The 18,505-nt window shown below is 65.5% G+C and carries 18 protein-coding genes; 11 read left to right on the top strand and 7 right to left on the bottom strand.

What is annotated here, in order from left to right:
• The 3 genes from AC1DTF_RS19720 to AC1DTF_RS19710 form a co-directional block, all read left to right on the top strand.
• Positions 1–518 (top strand): phosphopantetheine-binding protein (locus AC1DTF_RS19720; protein WP_477475278.1); only part of this gene is annotated, 518 nt, incomplete at its 5' end.
• Between the two features lie 4 nt (positions 519–522).
• A complete protein-coding gene (locus AC1DTF_RS19715) occupies positions 523–3,780 on the top strand; it encodes a non-ribosomal peptide synthetase (RefSeq protein WP_477475277.1) in 3,258 nt (1,085 codons plus the stop codon).
• Positions 3,777–4,787 (top strand): thioesterase domain-containing protein, encoded by a 1,011-nt coding sequence (locus AC1DTF_RS19710; RefSeq protein ID WP_477475276.1) that lies wholly within the window; start codon positions 3,777–3,779, stop codon positions 4,785–4,787. Before AC1DTF_RS19715 ends, AC1DTF_RS19710 begins: the two co-directional genes overlap by 4 nt.
• 11 nt (positions 4,788–4,798) lie before the next feature.
• Here AC1DTF_RS19710 and AC1DTF_RS19705 read toward each other — a convergent pair whose 3' ends face one another.
• A complete protein-coding gene (locus tag AC1DTF_RS19705) occupies positions 4,799–5,293 on the bottom strand; it encodes a YdcF family protein (protein ID WP_477475275.1) in 495 nt (164 codons plus the stop codon).
• A gap of 188 nt (positions 5,294–5,481) precedes the next feature.
• Between AC1DTF_RS19705 and AC1DTF_RS19700 the strand changes: the two genes are divergently transcribed.
• Positions 5,482–6,735 (top strand): hypothetical protein, encoded by a 1,254-nt coding sequence (locus AC1DTF_RS19700; protein WP_477475274.1) that lies wholly within the window; start codon positions 5,482–5,484, stop codon positions 6,733–6,735.
• Between the two features lie 16 nt (positions 6,736–6,751).
• Here the strand turns inward: AC1DTF_RS19700 and AC1DTF_RS19695 are convergent, their stop codons facing one another.
• Positions 6,752–7,474, bottom strand: coding sequence for a GAF and ANTAR domain-containing protein (locus AC1DTF_RS19695; protein WP_477475273.1), 723 nt, complete (start codon positions 7,472–7,474; stop codon positions 6,752–6,754).
• Between the two features lie 52 nt (positions 7,475–7,526).
• Positions 7,527–8,258: a GAF and ANTAR domain-containing protein gene (locus tag AC1DTF_RS19690; protein WP_477475279.1), complete on the bottom strand. Its 732-nt coding sequence runs from the start codon at positions 8,256–8,258 to the stop codon at positions 7,527–7,529.
• 475 nt (positions 8,259–8,733) lie between these two features.
• Between AC1DTF_RS19690 and AC1DTF_RS19685 the strand changes: the two genes are divergently transcribed.
• Entirely contained in the window at positions 8,734–9,513 is a 780-nt protein-coding gene (locus tag AC1DTF_RS19685) for a response regulator transcription factor (protein WP_477475272.1), read from the top strand.
• 3 nt (positions 9,514–9,516) lie between these two features.
• Here AC1DTF_RS19685 and AC1DTF_RS19680 read toward each other — a convergent pair whose 3' ends face one another.
• Positions 9,517–10,380: a MaoC family dehydratase gene (locus AC1DTF_RS19680; RefSeq protein WP_477475271.1), complete on the bottom strand. Its 864-nt coding sequence runs from the start codon at positions 10,378–10,380 to the stop codon at positions 9,517–9,519.
• Positions 10,380–12,065: a 3-oxosteroid 1-dehydrogenase gene (gene kstD, locus AC1DTF_RS19675; RefSeq protein ID WP_477475270.1), complete on the bottom strand. Its 1,686-nt coding sequence runs from the start codon at positions 12,063–12,065 to the stop codon at positions 10,380–10,382. The genes AC1DTF_RS19680 and kstD overlap by 1 nt, the downstream gene beginning before the upstream one ends.
• Positions 12,066–12,160: 95 nt before the next feature.
• On the opposite strand from kstD, the gene AC1DTF_RS19670 reads away from it, so the two are divergent.
• From AC1DTF_RS19670 to dmpG, 3 genes are read left to right on the top strand one after another with little or no spacing between them, the layout of a single operon-like run.
• Entirely contained in the window at positions 12,161–12,946 is a 786-nt protein-coding gene (locus AC1DTF_RS19670; RefSeq protein WP_477475269.1) for a 2-keto-4-pentenoate hydratase, read from the top strand.
• Positions 12,947–12,955: 9 nt separating this feature from the next.
• Positions 12,956–13,876, top strand: a complete 921-nt coding sequence (locus AC1DTF_RS19665; protein ID WP_477475268.1) for an acetaldehyde dehydrogenase (acetylating) — start codon at positions 12,956–12,958, stop codon at positions 13,874–13,876.
• Positions 13,873–14,928 (top strand): 4-hydroxy-2-oxovalerate aldolase, encoded by a 1,056-nt coding sequence (gene dmpG / locus AC1DTF_RS19660; RefSeq protein ID WP_477475267.1) that lies wholly within the window; start codon positions 13,873–13,875, stop codon positions 14,926–14,928. The genes AC1DTF_RS19665 and dmpG overlap by 4 nt, the downstream gene beginning before the upstream one ends.
• 23 nt (positions 14,929–14,951) lie before the next feature.
• Here dmpG and AC1DTF_RS19655 read toward each other — a convergent pair whose 3' ends face one another.
• Complete coding sequence (locus tag AC1DTF_RS19655; RefSeq protein ID WP_477475266.1) at positions 14,952–15,557, bottom strand: TetR/AcrR family transcriptional regulator; 606 nt, start codon at positions 15,555–15,557, stop codon at positions 14,952–14,954.
• 253 nt (positions 15,558–15,810) lie between these two features.
• Between AC1DTF_RS19655 and AC1DTF_RS19650 the strand changes: the two genes are divergently transcribed.
• The 3 genes from AC1DTF_RS19650 (at position 15,811) to AC1DTF_RS19640 (ending at position 17,558) form a co-directional block, all read left to right on the top strand.
• On the top strand, positions 15,811–16,245 hold the full coding sequence (locus AC1DTF_RS19650; protein WP_477475265.1) for a nuclear transport factor 2 family protein: 435 nt from the start codon (positions 15,811–15,813) through the stop codon (positions 16,243–16,245).
• Between the two features lie 80 nt (positions 16,246–16,325).
• The gene (locus AC1DTF_RS19645) at positions 16,326–17,051 is read left to right on the top strand and encodes a Type 1 glutamine amidotransferase-like domain-containing protein (RefSeq protein ID WP_477475264.1); all 726 of its coding nucleotides are present in this window, start codon (positions 16,326–16,328) and stop codon (positions 17,049–17,051) included.
• Between the two features lie 3 nt (positions 17,052–17,054).
• On the top strand, positions 17,055–17,558 hold the full coding sequence (locus AC1DTF_RS19640) for a GNAT family N-acetyltransferase (RefSeq protein ID WP_477475263.1): 504 nt from the start codon (positions 17,055–17,057) through the stop codon (positions 17,556–17,558).
• A 1-nt stretch (position 17,559) separates the two neighbouring features.
• On the opposite strand, the gene AC1DTF_RS19635 is transcribed toward AC1DTF_RS19640, so the two are convergent.
• On the bottom strand, positions 17,560–18,486 hold the full coding sequence (locus AC1DTF_RS19635; protein ID WP_477475262.1) for an alpha/beta fold hydrolase: 927 nt from the start codon (positions 18,484–18,486) through the stop codon (positions 17,560–17,562).
• Between the last annotated feature and the right edge of the window lie 19 nt (positions 18,487–18,505).

The raw sequence follows: 18,505 nt of genomic DNA, 5'->3' as shown, positions 1-18,505 counted from the left end.
ATCTGGTGGCCCCGCAGGCGCCACCGGCTCTGATCGCCGATCTGCGCCAGAGCCTGCACACCCGGTTGCCCGAATACATGGTGCCCGCGCACTTCCAGTACCTGGACGCCCTGCCGTTGACCACCAGCGCCAAACTCGACCGCAAAGCCCTACCCGCCCCCACCCACCACCACAGCGGAACCTCCGAACCCCGGCAGGCGCCGCGCAACCCGGCGGAGGAGACGATCGCCGGTGTCTGGAAGGCGGTGCTACGTATCGACAGCGTCGGCCTTGACGACCACTTCTTCGAACTCGGCGGTGATTCGCTGCTCAGCATCCGGGTACATGCGCAACTCACGGACAAACTGCGCGCCGATCTGCCGATCGTCGCCTTGCTGCAGTATCCGACCATACGCACGTTGGCGCGCCACCTTGCCGGGGAACCCCGTGACGTCATGGGTACCGACGACGCCATGGACCGCGCACACAGACAACGCGAAGCCTTTGCGCGCCAACGCAAACTGGTCGGACGGCGGTGACATCATGGCTCACTACGAATCCGTGGACTTCGACCCGTTCGCCGAGCTCGAGGATGACTTCGCCCTGACCGAGCCGCAACGTGAGATCTGCGCGGCGACGCTGATGGGCGATGACGCGAACTGCTCGTACAACCAGTGTTTCGTGCTGACGTTGCAGGGCGAGCTGTCGGTGGAGTCGTTGCACACCGCACTGTCGCAGGTGGTGCGTCGGCACGAGGCACTGCGCATCTGCATCGATCTGGTGAACGAATCGCAGCGCGTCCTGCCCGAGGTGGAGGTCACGCTGGCACTGACCGACCTCGTGACGCTCGGGGCCCGGGACCGCGAGACGGCGATCGCGGCCATCGTGGACCGTGAAACACACACACCGTTCGATCTGGGGGCCGCTCCCTTGTGGCGCGCTGAAGTCCTCCGCGAGGCGCCCGACCGTCATCGACTGATATTCACCGCGCACCACGTCATCGTCGACGGGTGGTCCTCGACCGTGATTTTCGATGACCTCGCGAAGATCTACGCGGCCGACCGTGTCGGTCTGCCGGCCGATCTGCCCCCAGCAGCTTCCTTCCGTGACTTTGTGGCCGATCAACAGAGCACCGACACCATCGCAGAAATGGATGCGGCGCTRGACTTCTGGACAGACCAGTACACGAGTGGCGTGCCGAGCTTCGAGCTGCCGCTCGACCGCAACCGCCCCGTCTACAAGACCTATACCGCCGGCAGGCAGGTCCTGGCCATCGACAAGGAGCTCTTCCGGGCTTTTCGTGCCGGCGCGGCAAAGGAGGGCGCCACGCAGTTCGTGGCCATGCTCGCCGCCTTCGAGGTGCTGGTCGCGCGCCTCACCTCCGCCGACGATTTCATCATCGGCGTTCCGATGGCGAGTCAGGCGCTACAGGAGAACCGACACCTGGTGGCACACGGGGTCAACACGATTCCGCTGCGCTGCCGCATCGATGAGCAACTGACGTTCGCCGAACACCTGCGCGCGGTACGCAGCGCGTTCTTCGATGCCCAGGCACATCAGCGTCTGACCTTCGGCACGCTGGTGCAGCGCCTCAGGCTGTCCCGGGACCCGGGCCGGATGCCGTTGGTGTCCCTGTTCTTCAATGACAAGTTCAGCAGCACCTTCGATTTCGGCGACACTGCCGTCACGGGCGTCGAAATGCCCAGGGCGTATTACAACTTCGAGCTCGGCGTCACCGCGATCGATGACGGCGACAGCGTCGTGCTCGAATGTGAATTCAACGCTGACCTTTTCGAGGACACGACGGTCGCGCGCTGGCTCACGCAGTACCGCCTGCTACTCGAACAGATCGTGGCCGACCCGGCCGCACCTCTGGCCGACCTGTCACTGCTGAGTGCTGCTGAGCGGGTGGTGTTGGTGGGTGATGGTGGGGTTCCGGTGGTGGTGACTCGTGATGTGACGTTGCATGGGGGTTTTGCGCGTCAGGTGGCGGTGCGTCCGGATGCGGTGGCGGTGTGTGCTGATGGTGTGGGTGGTCGGGTGGAGTTGAGTTATGCCGAGCTTGACTGTCGTGCCGAGGCGGTGGCGGGGTGTTTGCGTGGGCTGGGTGTGGGTGCCGGTGCCGTGGTGGGTCTTCGGGTGGCTCGTGGTGTTGATGTGGTGGTCGGGATTTTGGGGATTTTGAAGGCGGGTGCGGCGTATCTGCCGTTGGATCTGTTGTATCCGGTGGATCGGGTGGGGTTCATGCTCGCTGATGCCGGGGTTGAGGTGGTGTTGACCCAGCGTGGTGTGGCTGGGCAGTTGGGTGTGCTGCCGGTGCGGTGTGTGTGTCTGGATGAGCCGCTGCCGGTGGTGGGCCGCGACCCTGCGTCGCCGGCGGCGCAGGGTCGCGGTGAGGACCTGGCCTATGTCATGTACACCTCGGGTTCGACCGGTCAGCCCAAGGGTGTGCGGGTTACTCACCGTAATGTGTTGCGGCTGTTCGAGACCACGATCGGGCAGTTCGGTTTCGGTCCTGATGATGTGTGGACGTTGTGGCATTCGTATTCGTTTGACATCTCGGTGTCGGAGTTGTGGGGTGCGCTGCTGGTGGGGGGCCGGCTGGTGATGGTGGATCATGACACCAGCCGTGATCCGGCGGCGTTTCGTGCGCTGGTGGCCCGTGAGGGGGTCAGTGTGCTCAGTCAGACTCCGACGGGGTTCAGTGCGTTCATCGATGTCGATCGGGTTGCCGCGCGGGGTGTGTTCGCGTTGCGTTATGTGTTGTTGTGCGGTGAGGCATTGCAGTTGGCGAGTCTGGCGCCGTGGTTCGAGCGTTACGGTGATGCCGGCCCGCAGGTCATCAATATGTACGGTCCGACCGAGGCGACGTTGTATGTGACCTGTCGGCGGATCACCGGGGCTGATCTGGCTGCTGGTGTCGGCAGTGTGATCGGGTCGCCGTTGCCTGATATCCGGATTTATCTGCTCGATGAGCGTGGCCGGCCGGTGCCGGTGGGGGTGCCCGGTGAGCTCTATATCGCTGGTGCGGGGGTGGCGGCGGGTTATCTGAATCGTCCTGAGCTCACTGCGCAGCGGTTTCTGACCGATCCGTTCCATGGTGGGCCGATGTATCGCAGTGGGGATCTGGCGCGTTGGTGCCAGGGTGGGGAGTTGGAGTATCTGGGCCGTATCGATCAGCAGGTCAAGATCCGTGGTTTCCGTGTCGAGCTCGGTGAGATCGAGACGGTGATCGCCGAACATCCTGCGGTGCATCAGGTTGCGGTCATCGACCGTGAGGATGTTCCCGGTGAGAAGAAGCTGGTGGCCTATCTGGTGGCCCCGCAGGCGCCACCGGCTCTGATCGCCGATCTGCGCCAGAGCCTGCACACCCGGTTGCCCGAATACATGGTGCCCGCGCACTTCCAGTACCTGGACGCCCTGCCGTTGACCACCAGCGCCAAACTCGACCGCAAAGCCCTACCCSCCCCCACCCACCACCACAGCGAGCCGTGTCCGTTCATGGACCCGCGGTCGACCACCGAGGCGCTCGTCGTCGCCGCCTTCAGCGAAGCGCTGCGCCGCAGCGATATCGGTGTCTTCGACAACTTCTTCGAACTCGGCGGGCATTCGCTGATGGCAGCCAGGGTGATGGCGAACGTGTGCGAGTCGGCGCGTGTCGAGCTGCCCTTGCGCAACCTCTTCGAACGGCCGACACCGGAACAGCTCGCCGCCGCGATCGACGCGCTCTCGTGGGCAACCGTCAGCAGCGACCAACTGGCGTTCGCCGGCGGCGGGGAGAGGGAGGAGATCGAGCTGTGACGACTGCTGACCTACTGGAAGAGCTGCGCAAGCTCGACGTCCGGATAGCGCTGGACGGTGATCGCCTGCGGCTCAATGCGCCCGTCGGGGCGCTGACCGACGCGCACAAGCGCGATCTCGCGCAGCGTAAGCCCGAAGTCATCGCGTTCCTGCGCGAAGCGCAGCGGGTCGTATCCCAGCAGCGCGCAATCGTGCCGCTGGAACCGCGGGGATCGCGGACCCCGATCTTCGCGGTGGCCGGCCACAACGGCGATGTTTTCGCCTATCGCGCGCTCGCGCGGCAGCTCGGCGCGGAGCAGCCCTTCTTCGGCCTGCAGCCGCCCGGGCTCGAGGAGGGCAGCGAACCGCTGACGTATGTCGAGGACATCGCCCGCTATTTCGCCGATCAGATCCGCGCGTTCCGACCCGACGGGCCGGTCACCATCGCCGGTTACTGCGCCGGCGGCTCGATCGCGTTCGAGCTCGCCCGCCAGCTCACCAACTCCGGCACGTCGGTCGCCAATCTCATCATGTTCGGCGCGCCGTACTGCACGTTCTATCGCCGACTGCAGTGGACGGTGGCGCTGGCTCGTCATTACGGCAGCCGATCGATGACGCACGCCCGCAGACTGTGCACCGTCCCGATGGCCGAGCGCAGGCGTTACATCGCGCTGCGCGCACGGCATCTCGCCGACACCGTGCGCGGCCTACGACAGCAGCGGTCTGAGCAGGTGGGCGACGCCGTGCTGGCCCGCCGCCGTGCCGTGGTGGCGGCGACGCTGGCTGCGGCACGGGCGTATGTGCCGACATCCTCGGGTCTGCACCTCGACGTCATGCTTCCGTGCGAGTCGTGGCAGCGGTCATCGGCGCGCCCGTTGCGATGGAATCGACTTGCCGCGAGCACCACTGTGTTCACCGGACCCGACGGCTGCAGCAGCGACACCATGCTGCTGCCGGAGCACGTGGCGACGTTCGCGGCCTTCGTCCTGCAGACGCAGCAGCGTTATGCGCAGAGTGGCCCGACGTGACCGCCACGAGTTCAGCAGCCGGGTTGCAGCAGTGCCCGGACGTACCCCGCGGTCTGGTACAGGTACTCGAATGCCCACCGGCGCGCCGAGATGGGGGTCGGGTTCGGCACCATCACGAGCTCACCGTCGAAACACTGGCGAAGGATGTACCTGGCCCGGGATACGTGAGGCCGAAATGTGACGACGATGACTGTGCGCCAACCATGTTCGGCAGCCAGCGCCTGCAACTGCCGCGCTTCGCCCTTGGTGGTCGGTGGGTCCGGGACAAAGCAGTGCACCGCGAACCGGGCATGCGGTTCGGCGCAGTACCGGGTCAGGCGGGGATTGTCCGTCCCGCTCGGGTTCGACACGACCAGATTGGGCGCCCAGCCCTGTTCGGCGAGTTCGAAGCCGAAGGGGTAGCGGCCGTGGTGCGGCCCGCTCAGGATCACTATGGCGTCGGCGTGGCGCAATTCGTCGACGCGCGGATGGACGTAGACCGGGAGGCCGGCGGCGACGGCGGTCATCAGAACGAAAGCAAGAAATATCATACGGCGCACCAGTTTCCGCGCTGTCGCGGACGAAGTGTGTCGTCGACGATCAGGGCGCACAGGTGTGCCCGCGGCGGATCCTCACGGAGATCGTCATATCGCTACACGGTAGTCGGGCTCCCGGCCGGCCGGCGCCACGAATGCTTAAACGAGGAGTGCGTCCGATGAACGATCACACTGAACTTCAGCTGCCGCCGTTGACGGCCATCCGCGAACCCAAAACCGGCGGGCGCGGGTTTGCGCACCCCATCGGCCGCGGTGTCGGACCCTTGGGTGTGACGGGTAAGCGCGGCTTTCTCGTGCTGCTCGTCTCGGGCGTGGCGATCAACGCGTGGGCGCTTTTCCCCTCGGCTGTCGAGTCGGGAGTCTATGTCCCACTCCCGCAGGGGCCTCCTCCCGTCGCCGCGGAATCCAATCCGGTGCGGGATGCCGCCGGCGATCTGTCGGTGCAGACGAGCCGGATCAGCTTCAGGTTGATGGACACCGGCCGGTCGACCGCGGTGTCGGCGAGCTACGGATCGTTCAATCATGCGAGTGCGGCGTTCGCTGTCGCCATGATGCCGCTGAGGTCGAAGCTCGAGGCGTTGTTGATGCTGCTCTACTCCCGCTACGGCCACGACGCGAGTGTGGTGGGCCTGGAAATGAAGCTCCAGGCGTTGCTGCGGCTGCCGGATTCGCTACTGGCCCAGCTGATTCAGCATCCTGATCTGGCCGATCTGGCCACCATGCTGGATGCCGTTTTCCTGGACTCGAACAATCTGTCGGGAATCAGGACCGAGTTGGACAAGATCGACATCAACTCCACGACGGGGCCGACCGAGCAGATCGATGTGGTCAGCATCAGCGGCAGGCAGTCCTACATCGTCTATTCCCCTGCCGTCCAGCCGGCGGCCGAGAACATCGCAGTGATGCCGACATCCGTGGTCCTGCAACAGCCCGTCCAATTCGCGGTGGTGGTCCAGATCGAGGCACCGGCCGAGATGGCCGCTTTCTCGATCGCGCCGAGCATGGAGACGTTCGCAGTGGAGACGTTCGCCCCGGAGACGTTCGCCCCCGAGACGTTCGCCCCGGTTCCCGAGCAGGCCGAACCGATCATGGCCGACTTCACCACCCCCGCAATCGCCGAGCCGGTGGCGCCCGCCGAGCCGTCCTTCACGAGTGCCGCGGCGTCCGAGGAGCCCACCTTCTCTCCGCAACCGGACTTCGAGGACGCCGTGGACCCCGACAATCCGTTCGAGTCGGACGAGGAGTCGCAGGACCAGGGGGAGCCGTTCTCCTCTCCGGACGATCCCGGCGCCGCCCCGGGTCAGGACGATGCGCCCGCCGCGGAGGCGAACGATACGTCGCCCGCGGATGAACCGAGCGCCGCCGCGCACAATGACAACGAGGGGAACTCGTCGGGTGAGCCGAGCCCCTGACCGGGTGGTCGAGCAGTTAGCTCGGGTTGAGGATGTCGGCGGTGTCGGCGCCGTCGACGACGGAGCGTGCGACATCGGCGAGTCGTCTGTTGTTGCGACGGGCGTAGCGGCGCAACACACCGAATGCCGCGTCCATGTCGACGCCGCCCCGCTCGGCGAGGACACCCTTGGCCTGTTCGATGACCGTCCGTGTGTTCAGCGCGGTTTGCAGCTGCTGATTCAGGACGTCCGACTGTAAGGCGACACGTTGGTGGACGATCCCGATCGTCGCCACGTCGGCGAGCGCCTGACCGATCGCGATATCGGTATCCGACATCTTCCCGGAATCGAAGCGCAGCAGATTCAACGCGCCCACCCGATCGTTGCGCAGCCGTAGCGGCAGTGCGTGCACGGACAAAAAGCCGTATTCGATGGCCAGTGCGGCGAACTCCGGCCAGCGGGCGATGTCGATCCGAAGATCCTCGGCGACCACTTGTTCGCCGGTGCGGTAGGACAGCAGGCACGGGCCGTTGTCATGCTGGATCTGGAACAGTTCCAGCAAACGCGTCTGTTCGCTGTTGGAGGCCAGCACCTGGAATCTGCCGTGCACGTCGGCGAGGACGATTCCCGCGGCATCGACCGGCAGCAGCGTCATGGCGTTCTCCACCAGCTGCTGGGCCAGTTCGATCACGTCGAAGTCTGCGACCAGCGTGTCCGCCAGCCCCACAAATGCGCGGGCCAAACCCTCGTAACGGTCCATTTTGCTCCCTACGGCATTCTGCCACGGCGTGGCCTGTGTTCATACGGTGTGCTCATGAGGCGGGGGCCTGATCGTCATCGGGATCAACGTCGATGCGCAGGCCGCCGTGCACCACCTCGGCGGCCACGTCGTCGAGCCGGCGTCCCCGCACGAAGGCATATCCCTGCAATCTCGCGTACGCGACGCGGACACTCACCCCGAGTTGCGCGACGACCATCCCGGTGGCCTGGTGGATCTCCCGGGAAGACTGCGGCTGAACCCACCAGTGGTCGAGTGGATCCGGCTCCTCGGTGGTTCCCGAAGCGAGCAGAAGCGACGTGACGAGGTCGGCGATCGCGATGGCGTCGCCGAAATCGCTTGTGCTCAGTTGGGTCCCGGCGTCCAGATAGAGGCTGAGGACACCGACCCGGATCGCGCCCAGTTGTAGCGGCAGCGCGTACACCGAACCCGCCTCGGCGGCCTCCGCTTCCCGGGCGAGTAGCGGCCATCGGGGGTCCGGTGCCGACGCATCCGGTGTGGAGACCGGGCCGCCGGTCATGAAGGCTGCCACCGCGGGACCTTCTCCCAGCGCGATCTGAGCCCACTCCATCCGCTCTGCGACACTGTCGCTGGCACAGAGGAATTCGTGTCCTTCATCGCCGGATATGACGGATATGCCGACCCGTCGCACCGGGAGTGTGGCCAGACAGGCCGCGCACAGTTGCTCGGCGCCGCGCAGGTCCGTCGGTGTCTGACCGACAACGGCCAGAAAGTGGGCGCGGACACCCGTGCGGTCGGCCGGCATCACGGGAGGGGTCCGTCCGCAGACATGGAGGCCGGGCGGAGGTCCGGGGTGAAGGACACAGGGCACCGCCTCCCGTAGCTCGGATACGCCCACCGCGTGGCGGGCATGGCCCGACCCGCAGTCAGCGTACCGCCATTGCATCGGTCTGCCCGGTATGCGACCTGACGCCGTTTGCCGCTCAAGTGTTTGCGTTCGCCACGAGCTGTCGATCGCGTGGGTCAATCCGTTGCGGAAACTGCACGACATGAATTAACGTGTGCGTAGCAAAGCCGCCCCGGACCCTGGTTGTTTAGCTTTTGATCAGCTAGTTTGAACATCCGGGCAGTCGAATTTCGGGTAGCGGCCGATGGTGCAGGCATATGGGGGAGAATTTGCCTGATTCGCACCACTCGTCTCAGTTGCCCACTCGGAAGGCTCGGCGATACGCGAAGTGGGGGAAAAGATGAGGGCTTTCGGATCTGTCGCGGACAGGACGGTGCCGACCGGTATCGGCCTGGATCTGTCAGAGGACTGCGCTCGCGCCGAGGGGCACCGGGCCGGTGAGCCGGCCGGGATGGCATTGCCGACGGGCCGGGACCGGCTCCGGGACGTGCAGATCCTCATCGTCGACGATTGCGTGCTGTACCGGGACAGCCTGGCGACTGCGCTGGCGGCCAACGGCACACCGGCCACCGGCTCCGCGTGCGACCTGGTCACGCTGGTCACCGCCCTGCAGACGATTTCGGGTGGATTGATTCTGCTGAACATCGCCACCCGCGACAGTGCGGCGCTGTTGCGGACGGCGCTGGCCACCGATCCGGGTGCGCGGGTGGTGGTGCTCGGCGTCTCCGATGACGACGACGACGGCGTCATCCAGTGCGCCGAGGCCGGCGCCGCCGGGTATCACACCCGCAGCCAGTCCTTCCAAGATCTGCTCGAGGTGATGGGCAACGTCGCTGCCGGCGAGCCGTCGTGTTCCGCGCGGGTGTCGTCGATCCTGCTCCGCAGACTCGCGGCGCTCGGCTCGCAACGGCCACCCGAAGTCCAGGAATTGGCCCTCACCGCGCGTGAGGTGCAGATCTTCGGCCTGCTGAAGCTGGGATTGTCGAACCGCGAGATCGCCGCTCAGCTGTGTATCGCGGTGCACACGGTCAAGAATCATGTGCACAGCCTGCTGACCAAGCTCGGTGTGCGGACCCGCGCAGAAGCCGCAGCGCTCGCGCATCCTTCGCAGCATGGGTTCGCGGCGCCGACGGCCATCGCGGCATCCTGGTGAGGCCTACCGGGACGGAATGAGCTCCACGCCGGACAGCACCACGGTGTTGTCCCGGCTGGGTGCGGTGAGCGTCCCGATGTACGTGCCGTCCTGCTTCCAGATGTTGGCCTGCAACGTCTCTCCGGGGATGACGGTGCCGGCGAACCGCGCGCCGTAGGTGCCGACCTGGCGCACGTCGCCGTCCAGGAAGTGGTCGACGATGGCCTTGGCGCCGATGCCGTAGGTGCACAGCCCGTGCAGGATGGGCCGGTCGAAACCGGCGGCCTTGGCGAATCCGGGGTCCGAGTGCAGCGGATTGCGGTCACCGCACAGCCGGTACAGCAGAGCCTGCTGCGGCAGCGTCGGAATGGCGATCTCGGCATCGGGTGCCCGGTCGGGCAACTCCACCGACGTGGACGGCCCGCGCTCACCGCCGAACCCACCTTCGCCACGGGCGAAGATGGAGCGCTTCRTCGTCCACAACACCGTCCCGGACTCATCGGTCACGGTGGATTCGCTCACGATGACGGCGGCCTTGCCCTTGTCCCAGATCTCGGTGAAGCGCTGCTTGGACCAGGCCTTGCCGCTGGTCGGGATGGGACCGGGCACGGTCACCGCCTCGCTGGCGTGCAGCACCTTGGACAGCTCGATATCGATGCCGGGGAACTGCACCGACGGCGCCTCGGTCATGTGGAAACTGACCGCGACATTGCCGAACGTGGGGAGCACCTGCGGGGTGTTGTCGGTCAGGTAGCGCAGCTCCCGTTCATCCATCGGGTCCGCTCCGGCACCGAGGCCGAGGTGGTACAGCTGGATATCGCTACTGGTCCAGGAGAACTCGATGGGATCCAGGTCGGCGGYGAGCGCCTTTTCGACATCGATGGGCACTAGCGGGCCTTTCCAGCTATGGCGAGCGCGGCGAGGTAGCCGAACGTCATGGCGGGGCCGATGGTCCCGCCCGGACCGGGATAGGTGTGGCCCATCACCGGCGAGCTGACATTACCTGCCGCATAGAGCCCTTCGATCACGGAGTTGTCGTCACGCAGCGCGCGCCCGTCGTTGTCGGTGCGGATGCCACCCTTGGTGCCGAGGTCGCCGGGCACCATCTTCGCGGCATAGAACGGGCCGTGCTTGATCTCGCCCAGGTTCGGGTTGGGCTTGATGGTGGGGTCGCCGTAGTAACGGTCGTACGCGCTGTCGCCGCGGTGGAAGTCCTCGTCCACGCCGGAGCGGGCGAAACCGTTGAACCGGTCCACGGTGGCGGCCAGCGCCTCCGCGGACAGCCCGGTCTTCTCCGCCAGCTCGGCCAGCGTCTCGGCCTTGACCACGACGCCGGACTCCAGCCACTTCTTCGGGATGCGTTGTCCGGGCTGCAGTCCCGCGAAGATGTAGCGGTCGCGGTACTGCTGGTCGAAGACCAGCCAGGCCGGCACGTTCTCGCCCGGGCCCTCGCCCTGCCCGTACTGACCGCCGTACATGTGGTGGCAGGCCTCGACGTAGGGCATCGACTCGTTCATGAACCGCTTGGCGGACAGGTTGACGATGATCGACCCGGGTGAATTACGTTCGGACAGCGCGAACCACGGCGCGTCCACCAGCGGAACCGTCGGGCCCCACCAGGAGTCCTCCATGAGTTCCAATGCAGCACCGAGTTTTTCGGCGGCGAGGATGCCGTCACCGGTGTTGGCGGCGGCGCCCACGGTCCACTCGGTGGTGATCGGGGCCCGCTGGTACTTCACCCGCATCTGCTCGTTGTGCTCGAAGCCGCCGGAGCCCAGGATCACGCCCTTGCGAGCCCGGATCAGCGTCGGCTCAGCGCTTTCGGGGTCGTGCGTATTGCGCACGTAGATCCCGCGCACCACGCCGTCCTCGACGTACAGATCGGTGAGTGCGGTGTCGAGCAGCACCGGCACGCCGGCCTTCTGCAGCCCGATGCGTAGCGGCGCAATCAGTGCGCGGCCCATGCCGACCAGGTTCTTGCCGGTCGCGTTGGCCCAGACGGAGCGCACGCCGACCTTGAGGCTGCGCAGTACGCCACGCGGGTGGCGCTTGAGCTGGTTGAGCCGGACATAGTCCTGCTGCAGGACCACCATGTTCAGCGGCACCTTGCCGTAGGGCGGCTCGAGGCCCTTCTCGTCGGGGCCGAGCTTCTTGGCGTTGAACGGTTTGGGTTCCACCGACCTGCCGGTGGCCTTACCGCCCGGAGTCTCCGGGTAGTAATCGGAGTAGCCCGGCACCCAGCAGAGCTTGAGTGGGGAGTTCTTGAGGACGAACGACAGCATCTCCGGACTGCGGTCCAGGTAGGTGTCGATCTTGTCGGCGGGCACCGCGTCGCCGATGATGGCGTGCAGGTACCTGCGAGCCTCCTCAGCAGTGTCTTTGACCCCGTCACGCTTGAGGATCTCGTTGTTCGGGATCCACACTCCGCCGCCGGATCGCGCCGTTGAACCGCCATAGTGCGGAGCCTTCTCAACGACTACTGTCGAGAGACCCTGGTGAGCAGCGGTGAGGGCGGCGACCATGCCGGCAGCGCCGCTGCCGACCACGACGACGTCGTACTCCTGTCCAGTCATGTAGAACACGTTATAGAATTGCAGTGCCTTTCGACAACAGGCCCGCAACTGTGCCGGTCGGGGGCTTAACAAGATTATGAGGGGAATTCACCAAGATGCTCAGTGTCGAGGTCCGTGACGAGCTTGCTGCCGACCTGGCTCAGGCGGAGCGTAGTCGGGTGCCGACGACTCCGTTGACGGATCGGTATGGCGATATCGATGTGGTCGATGCCTATGAGATTCAGTTGATCAATATTCGGCAGCGGGTGGCTGAGGGTGCGCGGGTGATCGGGCACAAGGTGGGGCTGTCGTCTGAGGCGATGCAGAAGATGATGGGCGTCGATGAGCCTGATTACGGTCATCTGCTGGCCGATATGGAGGTTTTTGAGGACAAACCGGTTGCGGCGGGCCGGTTTCTGTATCCGCGGGTGGAGGTCGAGGTGGGTTTCATCCTGGCCGATGATCTGCCYGGGGCGGGGTGTACCGAGGATGACGTGCTGGCGGCCACGGCGGCGTTCGCACCGTCGATYGAGCTGATCGAYACCCGGATCACGGACTGGAAGATCAAGTTGTGCGACACGATCGCCGACAACGCCTCGTCGGCGGGATGGGTGTTGGGCCCGGAGCGGGTGTCGCCCAAGGACATTGACATCAAAAACATCAGCGCCGTGCTTAAACGCAACGGCGAGGTGGTRGCCGAGGGMCGCAGTGACGCTGTGCTGGGCAATCCGGTGACCTCGGTGGCGTGGTTGGCGCGCAAGGTCGATCAGTTCGGGGTGCGTCTTCGTGCGGGKGACATCGTGTTGCCSGGTGCGTGCATGCGTGCGATAGATGCTCGTCCCGGTGACGATTTCGTAGCAGATTTCGACGGGCTAGGTTCAGTTCGTCTTTCTTTCGAATAGGAGCCGTATATGGCTGAGAAGTTGAGTGTCGCGATTGTGGGGTCGGGCAATATCAGCACCGACCTGCTGTACAAGCTGTTGCGSTCMGAYTGGTTGGAGCCGCGCTGGATGATCGGTATCGACCCGGMSTCYGAGGGTYTGGCGCGGGCSCGCAAGCTCGGGCTGGAGACCAGCCATGAGGGGGTGGACTGGCTGCTGGGACAGGCCGAGCGCCCCGATATCGTGTTCGAGGCGACCAGTGCCTATGTGCACCGTGATGCCGCACCGCGCTATGAGGCGGCCGGGATCACCGCGATCGATCTGACCCCTGCCGCGGTGGGGCCGGGGGTGATCCCGCCGGCGAACCTGCGCGCGCATCTGGATGCGCCGAACGTGAACATGGTGACCTGYGGTGGGCAGGCGACCATCCCGATGGTCTACGCCGTGAGCCGCGTGGTGGATGTGTCCTACGCCGAGATCGTGGCGTCGGTRTCCTCGGCGTCGGCGGGTCCSGGGACGMGGGCCAATATCGATGAGTTCACCAAGACCACCAGTGCCGGTGTGCAGCACATCGGWGGSGCGCGTAGCGGTAAGGCGATCATCATYYTGAACCCGGCGGAGCCGCCGATGATCATGCGCGACACCATTTTCTGCGCGATCCCCGAGGACGCCGACCACGACGCGATCACCGCGTCGATCAAGGAGGTCGTCGCCGACGTGCAGACCTATGTGCCCGGCTACCGGCTGCTCAATGAGCCGCAGTTCGAYGAGCCCACGGTGTTCAACGGCGGCAATCATCTGGTCACCACGTTCGTGGAGGTSGAGGGCGCCGGTGATTACCTGCCCCCCTATGCCGGGAACCTGGACATCATGACCGCGGCGGCCACCAAGGTCGGCGAGGAAATCGCCAAAGAGCGCGTCTCGGCTACCAGCGCAGGAGCACAGGCATGAGTGGCACAGGCGAGATCTTCTTCAACCCGGTGTGGGATGTCCGGATGACCGACACGTCGCTGCGCGACGGCTCCCATCACAAGCGCCACCAGTTCAGCGCCGACGAGGTGCGCTCCATCGTCGCGGCGCTGGACACCGCCGGGGTGCCGGTCATCGAGGTCACCCACGGTGACGGGCTGGGCGGCTCGAGCTTCAACTACGGGTTCTCCAAAACCCCTGAGCAGGAACTGATCAAGCTGGCGGCCCAGACCGCCACGAACGCCAAGATCGCCTTCCTGATGCTGCCCGGTGTGGGCACCAAGGAGGACATCAAGGAGGCGCAGAACAACGGTGGCGAGATCTGCCGGATCGCCACCCACTGCACCGAGGCCGATGTCTCCATCCAGCACTTCGGGCTGGCCCGCGAACTCGGTTTGGAGACCGTCGGCTTTTTGATGATGAGCCACACCATCAGCCCGGAGAAGCTGGCCGCCCAGGCCCGCATCATGGCCGATGCCGGCTGTCAGTGCGTCTACGTGGTCGATTCCGCGGGAGCGTTGGTGCTCGACCAGGTCGCTGACCGGGTGGCCGCGCTGGTCGCCGAACTCGGCGAGGACGCCCAGGTCGGCTTTCACGGGCACGAGAACCTCGGGCTCGGGGTGGCCAACAGCATCGAGGCCGTGCGCGCCGGGGCCAAGCAGATCGATGGCAGCACCCGCCGCTTCGGCGCCGGTGCGGGCAACGCACCCGTGGAGGCCATGATCGGTGTCTTCGACAAGATCGGCGTGAAGACCGGTATCGATTTCTTCGAGATCGCCGATGCCGCCGAGGATGTGGTCCGCCCGGCCATGCCCGCCGAATGCCTGCTCGACCGCAACGCCCTGATCATGGGCTACTCCGGGGTGTACTCCAGCTTCCTCAAGCACGCCATCCGCCAGTCCGAACGCTACGGCGTGCCCGCGCACCAGCTGCTGCACCGCGCCGGGCAACGCAAGCTGATCGGCGGCCAGGAAGATCAGCTCATCGACATCGCCCTGGAAATCAAACGCGAACAAGAGGCCGCCAACGCCTGACTTCCGGCGGGCCGAGTGCAGCGTCAGCCAAGATTGATAGCCACCATGGCGCGCTCCAGGCGCTCGAGCAGATCCCCTACAGAACTGCGCTGCTGGATGATGGCCGGAACATTGGTAGCCCACATATCCGCGATCAGGTCGACGAGCATCCCGCTATGCTCGTCACGAGTGGCGCCGAGGGCATTGATGAATATGCTGGCCAATGTATTTCGGCATAGAGCCGCGTTCTCCGCAGCATCGCCATTCGCATAGAGATAGGCGCGAACGGCGGCGTCTGCAAGCACTGGTTGAGCGCACAGCTCGCGCGTCGTCTTCTCGACGACAACCAGCACCCGTTCGATCGGACCGGTCAACAGCCCGAGGTCGCCGTGCCGCGAAGAGATCTCAAGTAGCCATTGGTGCAGACATGCCACGAGGAGATCGTCTTTCGACGCGAAGTACCGGTACACCGCGCTCGCCGATACCCCGGCACATGCAGCCACATGGCGAATCTGCACCGCCGCGTGTCCACCGGTGGCCAAAGCCCTTGCGGCCGCGATGATTCTCGACCGGCGCTGGAGCCGCCTGGGTGCAATCGCGATCACGGTGTGGGTCGGCTGGTCGTACTGAGACTCGAGTTGAGCCGGCAAAAGCACTCCCCGTTTCGAAATCCGCCGACGGACCGACAGTCGGCGGGTGTCCCTGAGGCGGGTATGGATGTCAGCCGTGATCAGTCCGAGGCTCTGGCCCTACCCGATGGCACTGTACGAGCAGACCATTCCGCCGGCGAACTGTTATCTCGGTGAACGGAACGCCGCAACAACACTTGTCGAGCCCCGACTCACAATCGAATGAGGTCGTTGCGTATGACGACGACCTCAGCCCACCGAAGGGAAGTGCGCCGTGACAGGCGAGGCCATCAGCCGGATCATCGACGAGCGGTGTATCGAGCGGGCTCTGATCGAAGTCGCTCGTGCCATGGATGAACGCGACTGGGACGCGATAAACCAGATACTGGCGTTCGACGCCGTCGGCGACTTCGGCACCGGACGACTCGACGGACGCGCGGCGATCATCGAGATGATCCAAGGGTTTATGGACAATTGCGGGGTCACCCAGCACCTGCTCGCCAACATCCTCGTCGACGTGGACGGGGATCACGCCACCAGTAGGGCCTACGTACGAGATCTGCACCTGTCGCGTAGCAACTCGGACCTGACGTTCCACACTCTCGGCGACTATCACGACCGGTGGGAACGCCGCGACGGACGTTGGTGGCTGGTTGAGCGGATCAAGGACAACCGTGGCACCGTCGGCTCTCTGGACGTCTTCGCCTAGGCCGAGGCTGTCAGCGTGGGTGGCGCGACGAGTCGACAAGTGGGTTGATCTGGACGACGATCCGCGCCTACCGTCGCACCATGCCCGCAGACGCACCGACCATCCTGGCCACCAGCGGAGGCGTTGGCCCGGGGCTGCGCACCCGGTTCGGGTTCACCGCATTGACCGACCTCGCCGTCGACCTGGCCGGGGTGACCGGCCGCGCACCGCGGATCTGCTTTCTCGCCACCGCGATGGGTGACGACAAGACGGTGCTGCACCACCTGACCGAGGCGGCGCAGAGTAGGGGATTCTCGGCGTCGCACGTATCGCTGTTCCCGATGCCGACGGTCGAGGATGTCACCGCGCACCTGCTCGAACAGGACGTGGTCTGGGTGTTCGGTGGCAGCGTCGCCGGTCTGYTGGCGATGTGGCGCCTGCACGGGGTCGACGCCGCGATGCACGCGGCGTGGCAGGCGGGGGTGGTCTTGACCGGGATCTCGGCCGGTTCTATCTGCTGGCATGCCGGTGGCACCACCGATTCGTTCGGGCCGCAGTTGCGTCCGATCACCGACGGTCTGGGTTTTGTGCCCTATGCCAACGGCGTGCACTACGAATCGGAGCCCCAGCGCCGCCCACTGCTGCATTCCCTGGTCGGCGAAGGGGTGCTCCCGGCTGCCTACGCCACCGATGACGGCGCCGGAATCCTCTATCGGGGAACAGCATTCGTCGAGGCGGTGGCCGAGAATGACTGTGCCGGAGCCTACTTCGTCGAAGCCCGCGACGGTGTGGCGGTGGAGACGGCCCTCGATGTGCGGCGGCTGTAACCCATGCACCACACCGATTTCCGGCCGGCCACCGCCGATGACTTCGCGTTCTTCTTCCAGTTGCACAAGGACACCCTGGGTCCCTATGTCGAGCAGGTCTGGGGATGGGACGACGAGGATCAACGCACCTACCTGCAGCGCACGATCGACTACGACACCACCCAGGTCATCGTCGTCGAGGGGACCGATGCCGGACGGCTGAAGGTGGAACGGCGACCGCAGGAGATCTATCTGGGCCTGATCGAGATCGCCCCGTCTCATCAAGGACGCGGCATCGGCACACAGATCGTGCGCGGCATCGGCACACAGATCGTGCGCGGCATTCTGGACGAAGCCTTCGCCGACGGCAAGCGCGTATGTCTCAATGTGTTGCGCGTCAACACTTCTGCCTACCGCCTGTACCGCCGCCTCGGATTCGCCCAGGCGGCCGCCACAGAAGTCAGGTTCCAGATGGTGGCAGAGCCGCCGCCACTTCGCCACGGACTGAACCAGACTGCCCGCCGCTGATCTACGTGATGGACCAGAACTCGAGCAGGGTTCGGATTGTCGCCACCAAAGGGAGCGGTTGGTCCAGCATCGGGTGGTGCCCGGCCTCGGCGAGTTCGACGAATGGACCCCGCAGCTGCAGCAGGGAACGAATCTGATCGGCCATCGGCGGTGGCACCAGGCCGTTCTCACACCGCAAATACCCTATCCGGCAGGGAATTCGGGCGAAGACATTCTCCAGGATCTCCTCGTCTGCCGGCGTCTCTTCAARCCGTAGCCCGCCGAAGATCTCGGGGTCGAACTTCCATACCCACCCGCTGTCGGCCTTGCGCACGGACTGCGCGGCGATATGGCGTTCGATGAAGGGCAGTGTCACCGGTTGCGTGGGCACCGCTCGGAAGCGGGCCAGGATCTCTGCCTCGGTGCGGTATCCGGGAGTGTCTCGGCGACGGGTGGCCAACCGCGACTCCTCGGGAACGCGGTCACGCAGCGGTGAATCGATGACCAGCACGCTGTCGATCTGCTCCCCGTACCGGGTGGCGGCCGCCGCACCGACCCATCCGCCCATGCTGTGACCCACGACGGCGGGCCGGGCCGACGATCCGGAGGCCTCCGCCGCGGCCAGCACCTCGCGCGCCCACATCGACATGGAGTATTCCGGGCGCGTGCCGCTGTCACCGTGCCCGCTCAGGTCGAGAGCGACGACCCGGTGGGTGGGGGTGAGCATGGGAGCGATGTGATCCCACCATCCCGAGTGCGCGCCGCCGCCGTGGACAAGCACCAGCGGTGGCCTATCGGTATCGCCCCACAGCCGCAGCTGGATGCGGCACCCGCGGACGTCGACCGTGGAGTGTTCCGGCCGCACAGCAAGGGCGGTGTTGAACCATTCCGGGACGTCGACCAGCGGTTCCGGACCCGACGGCTTACCGCGCCGGAAGTTGAGACTCACCTTGAGCAGTGTGTCGCAT

Source organism: Mycobacterium sp. P4_H6, from assembly GCF_056400845.1.
Note: the sequence above shows the minus strand (reverse complement) of the source record. Positions and strands in the feature narration are given on the sequence as shown.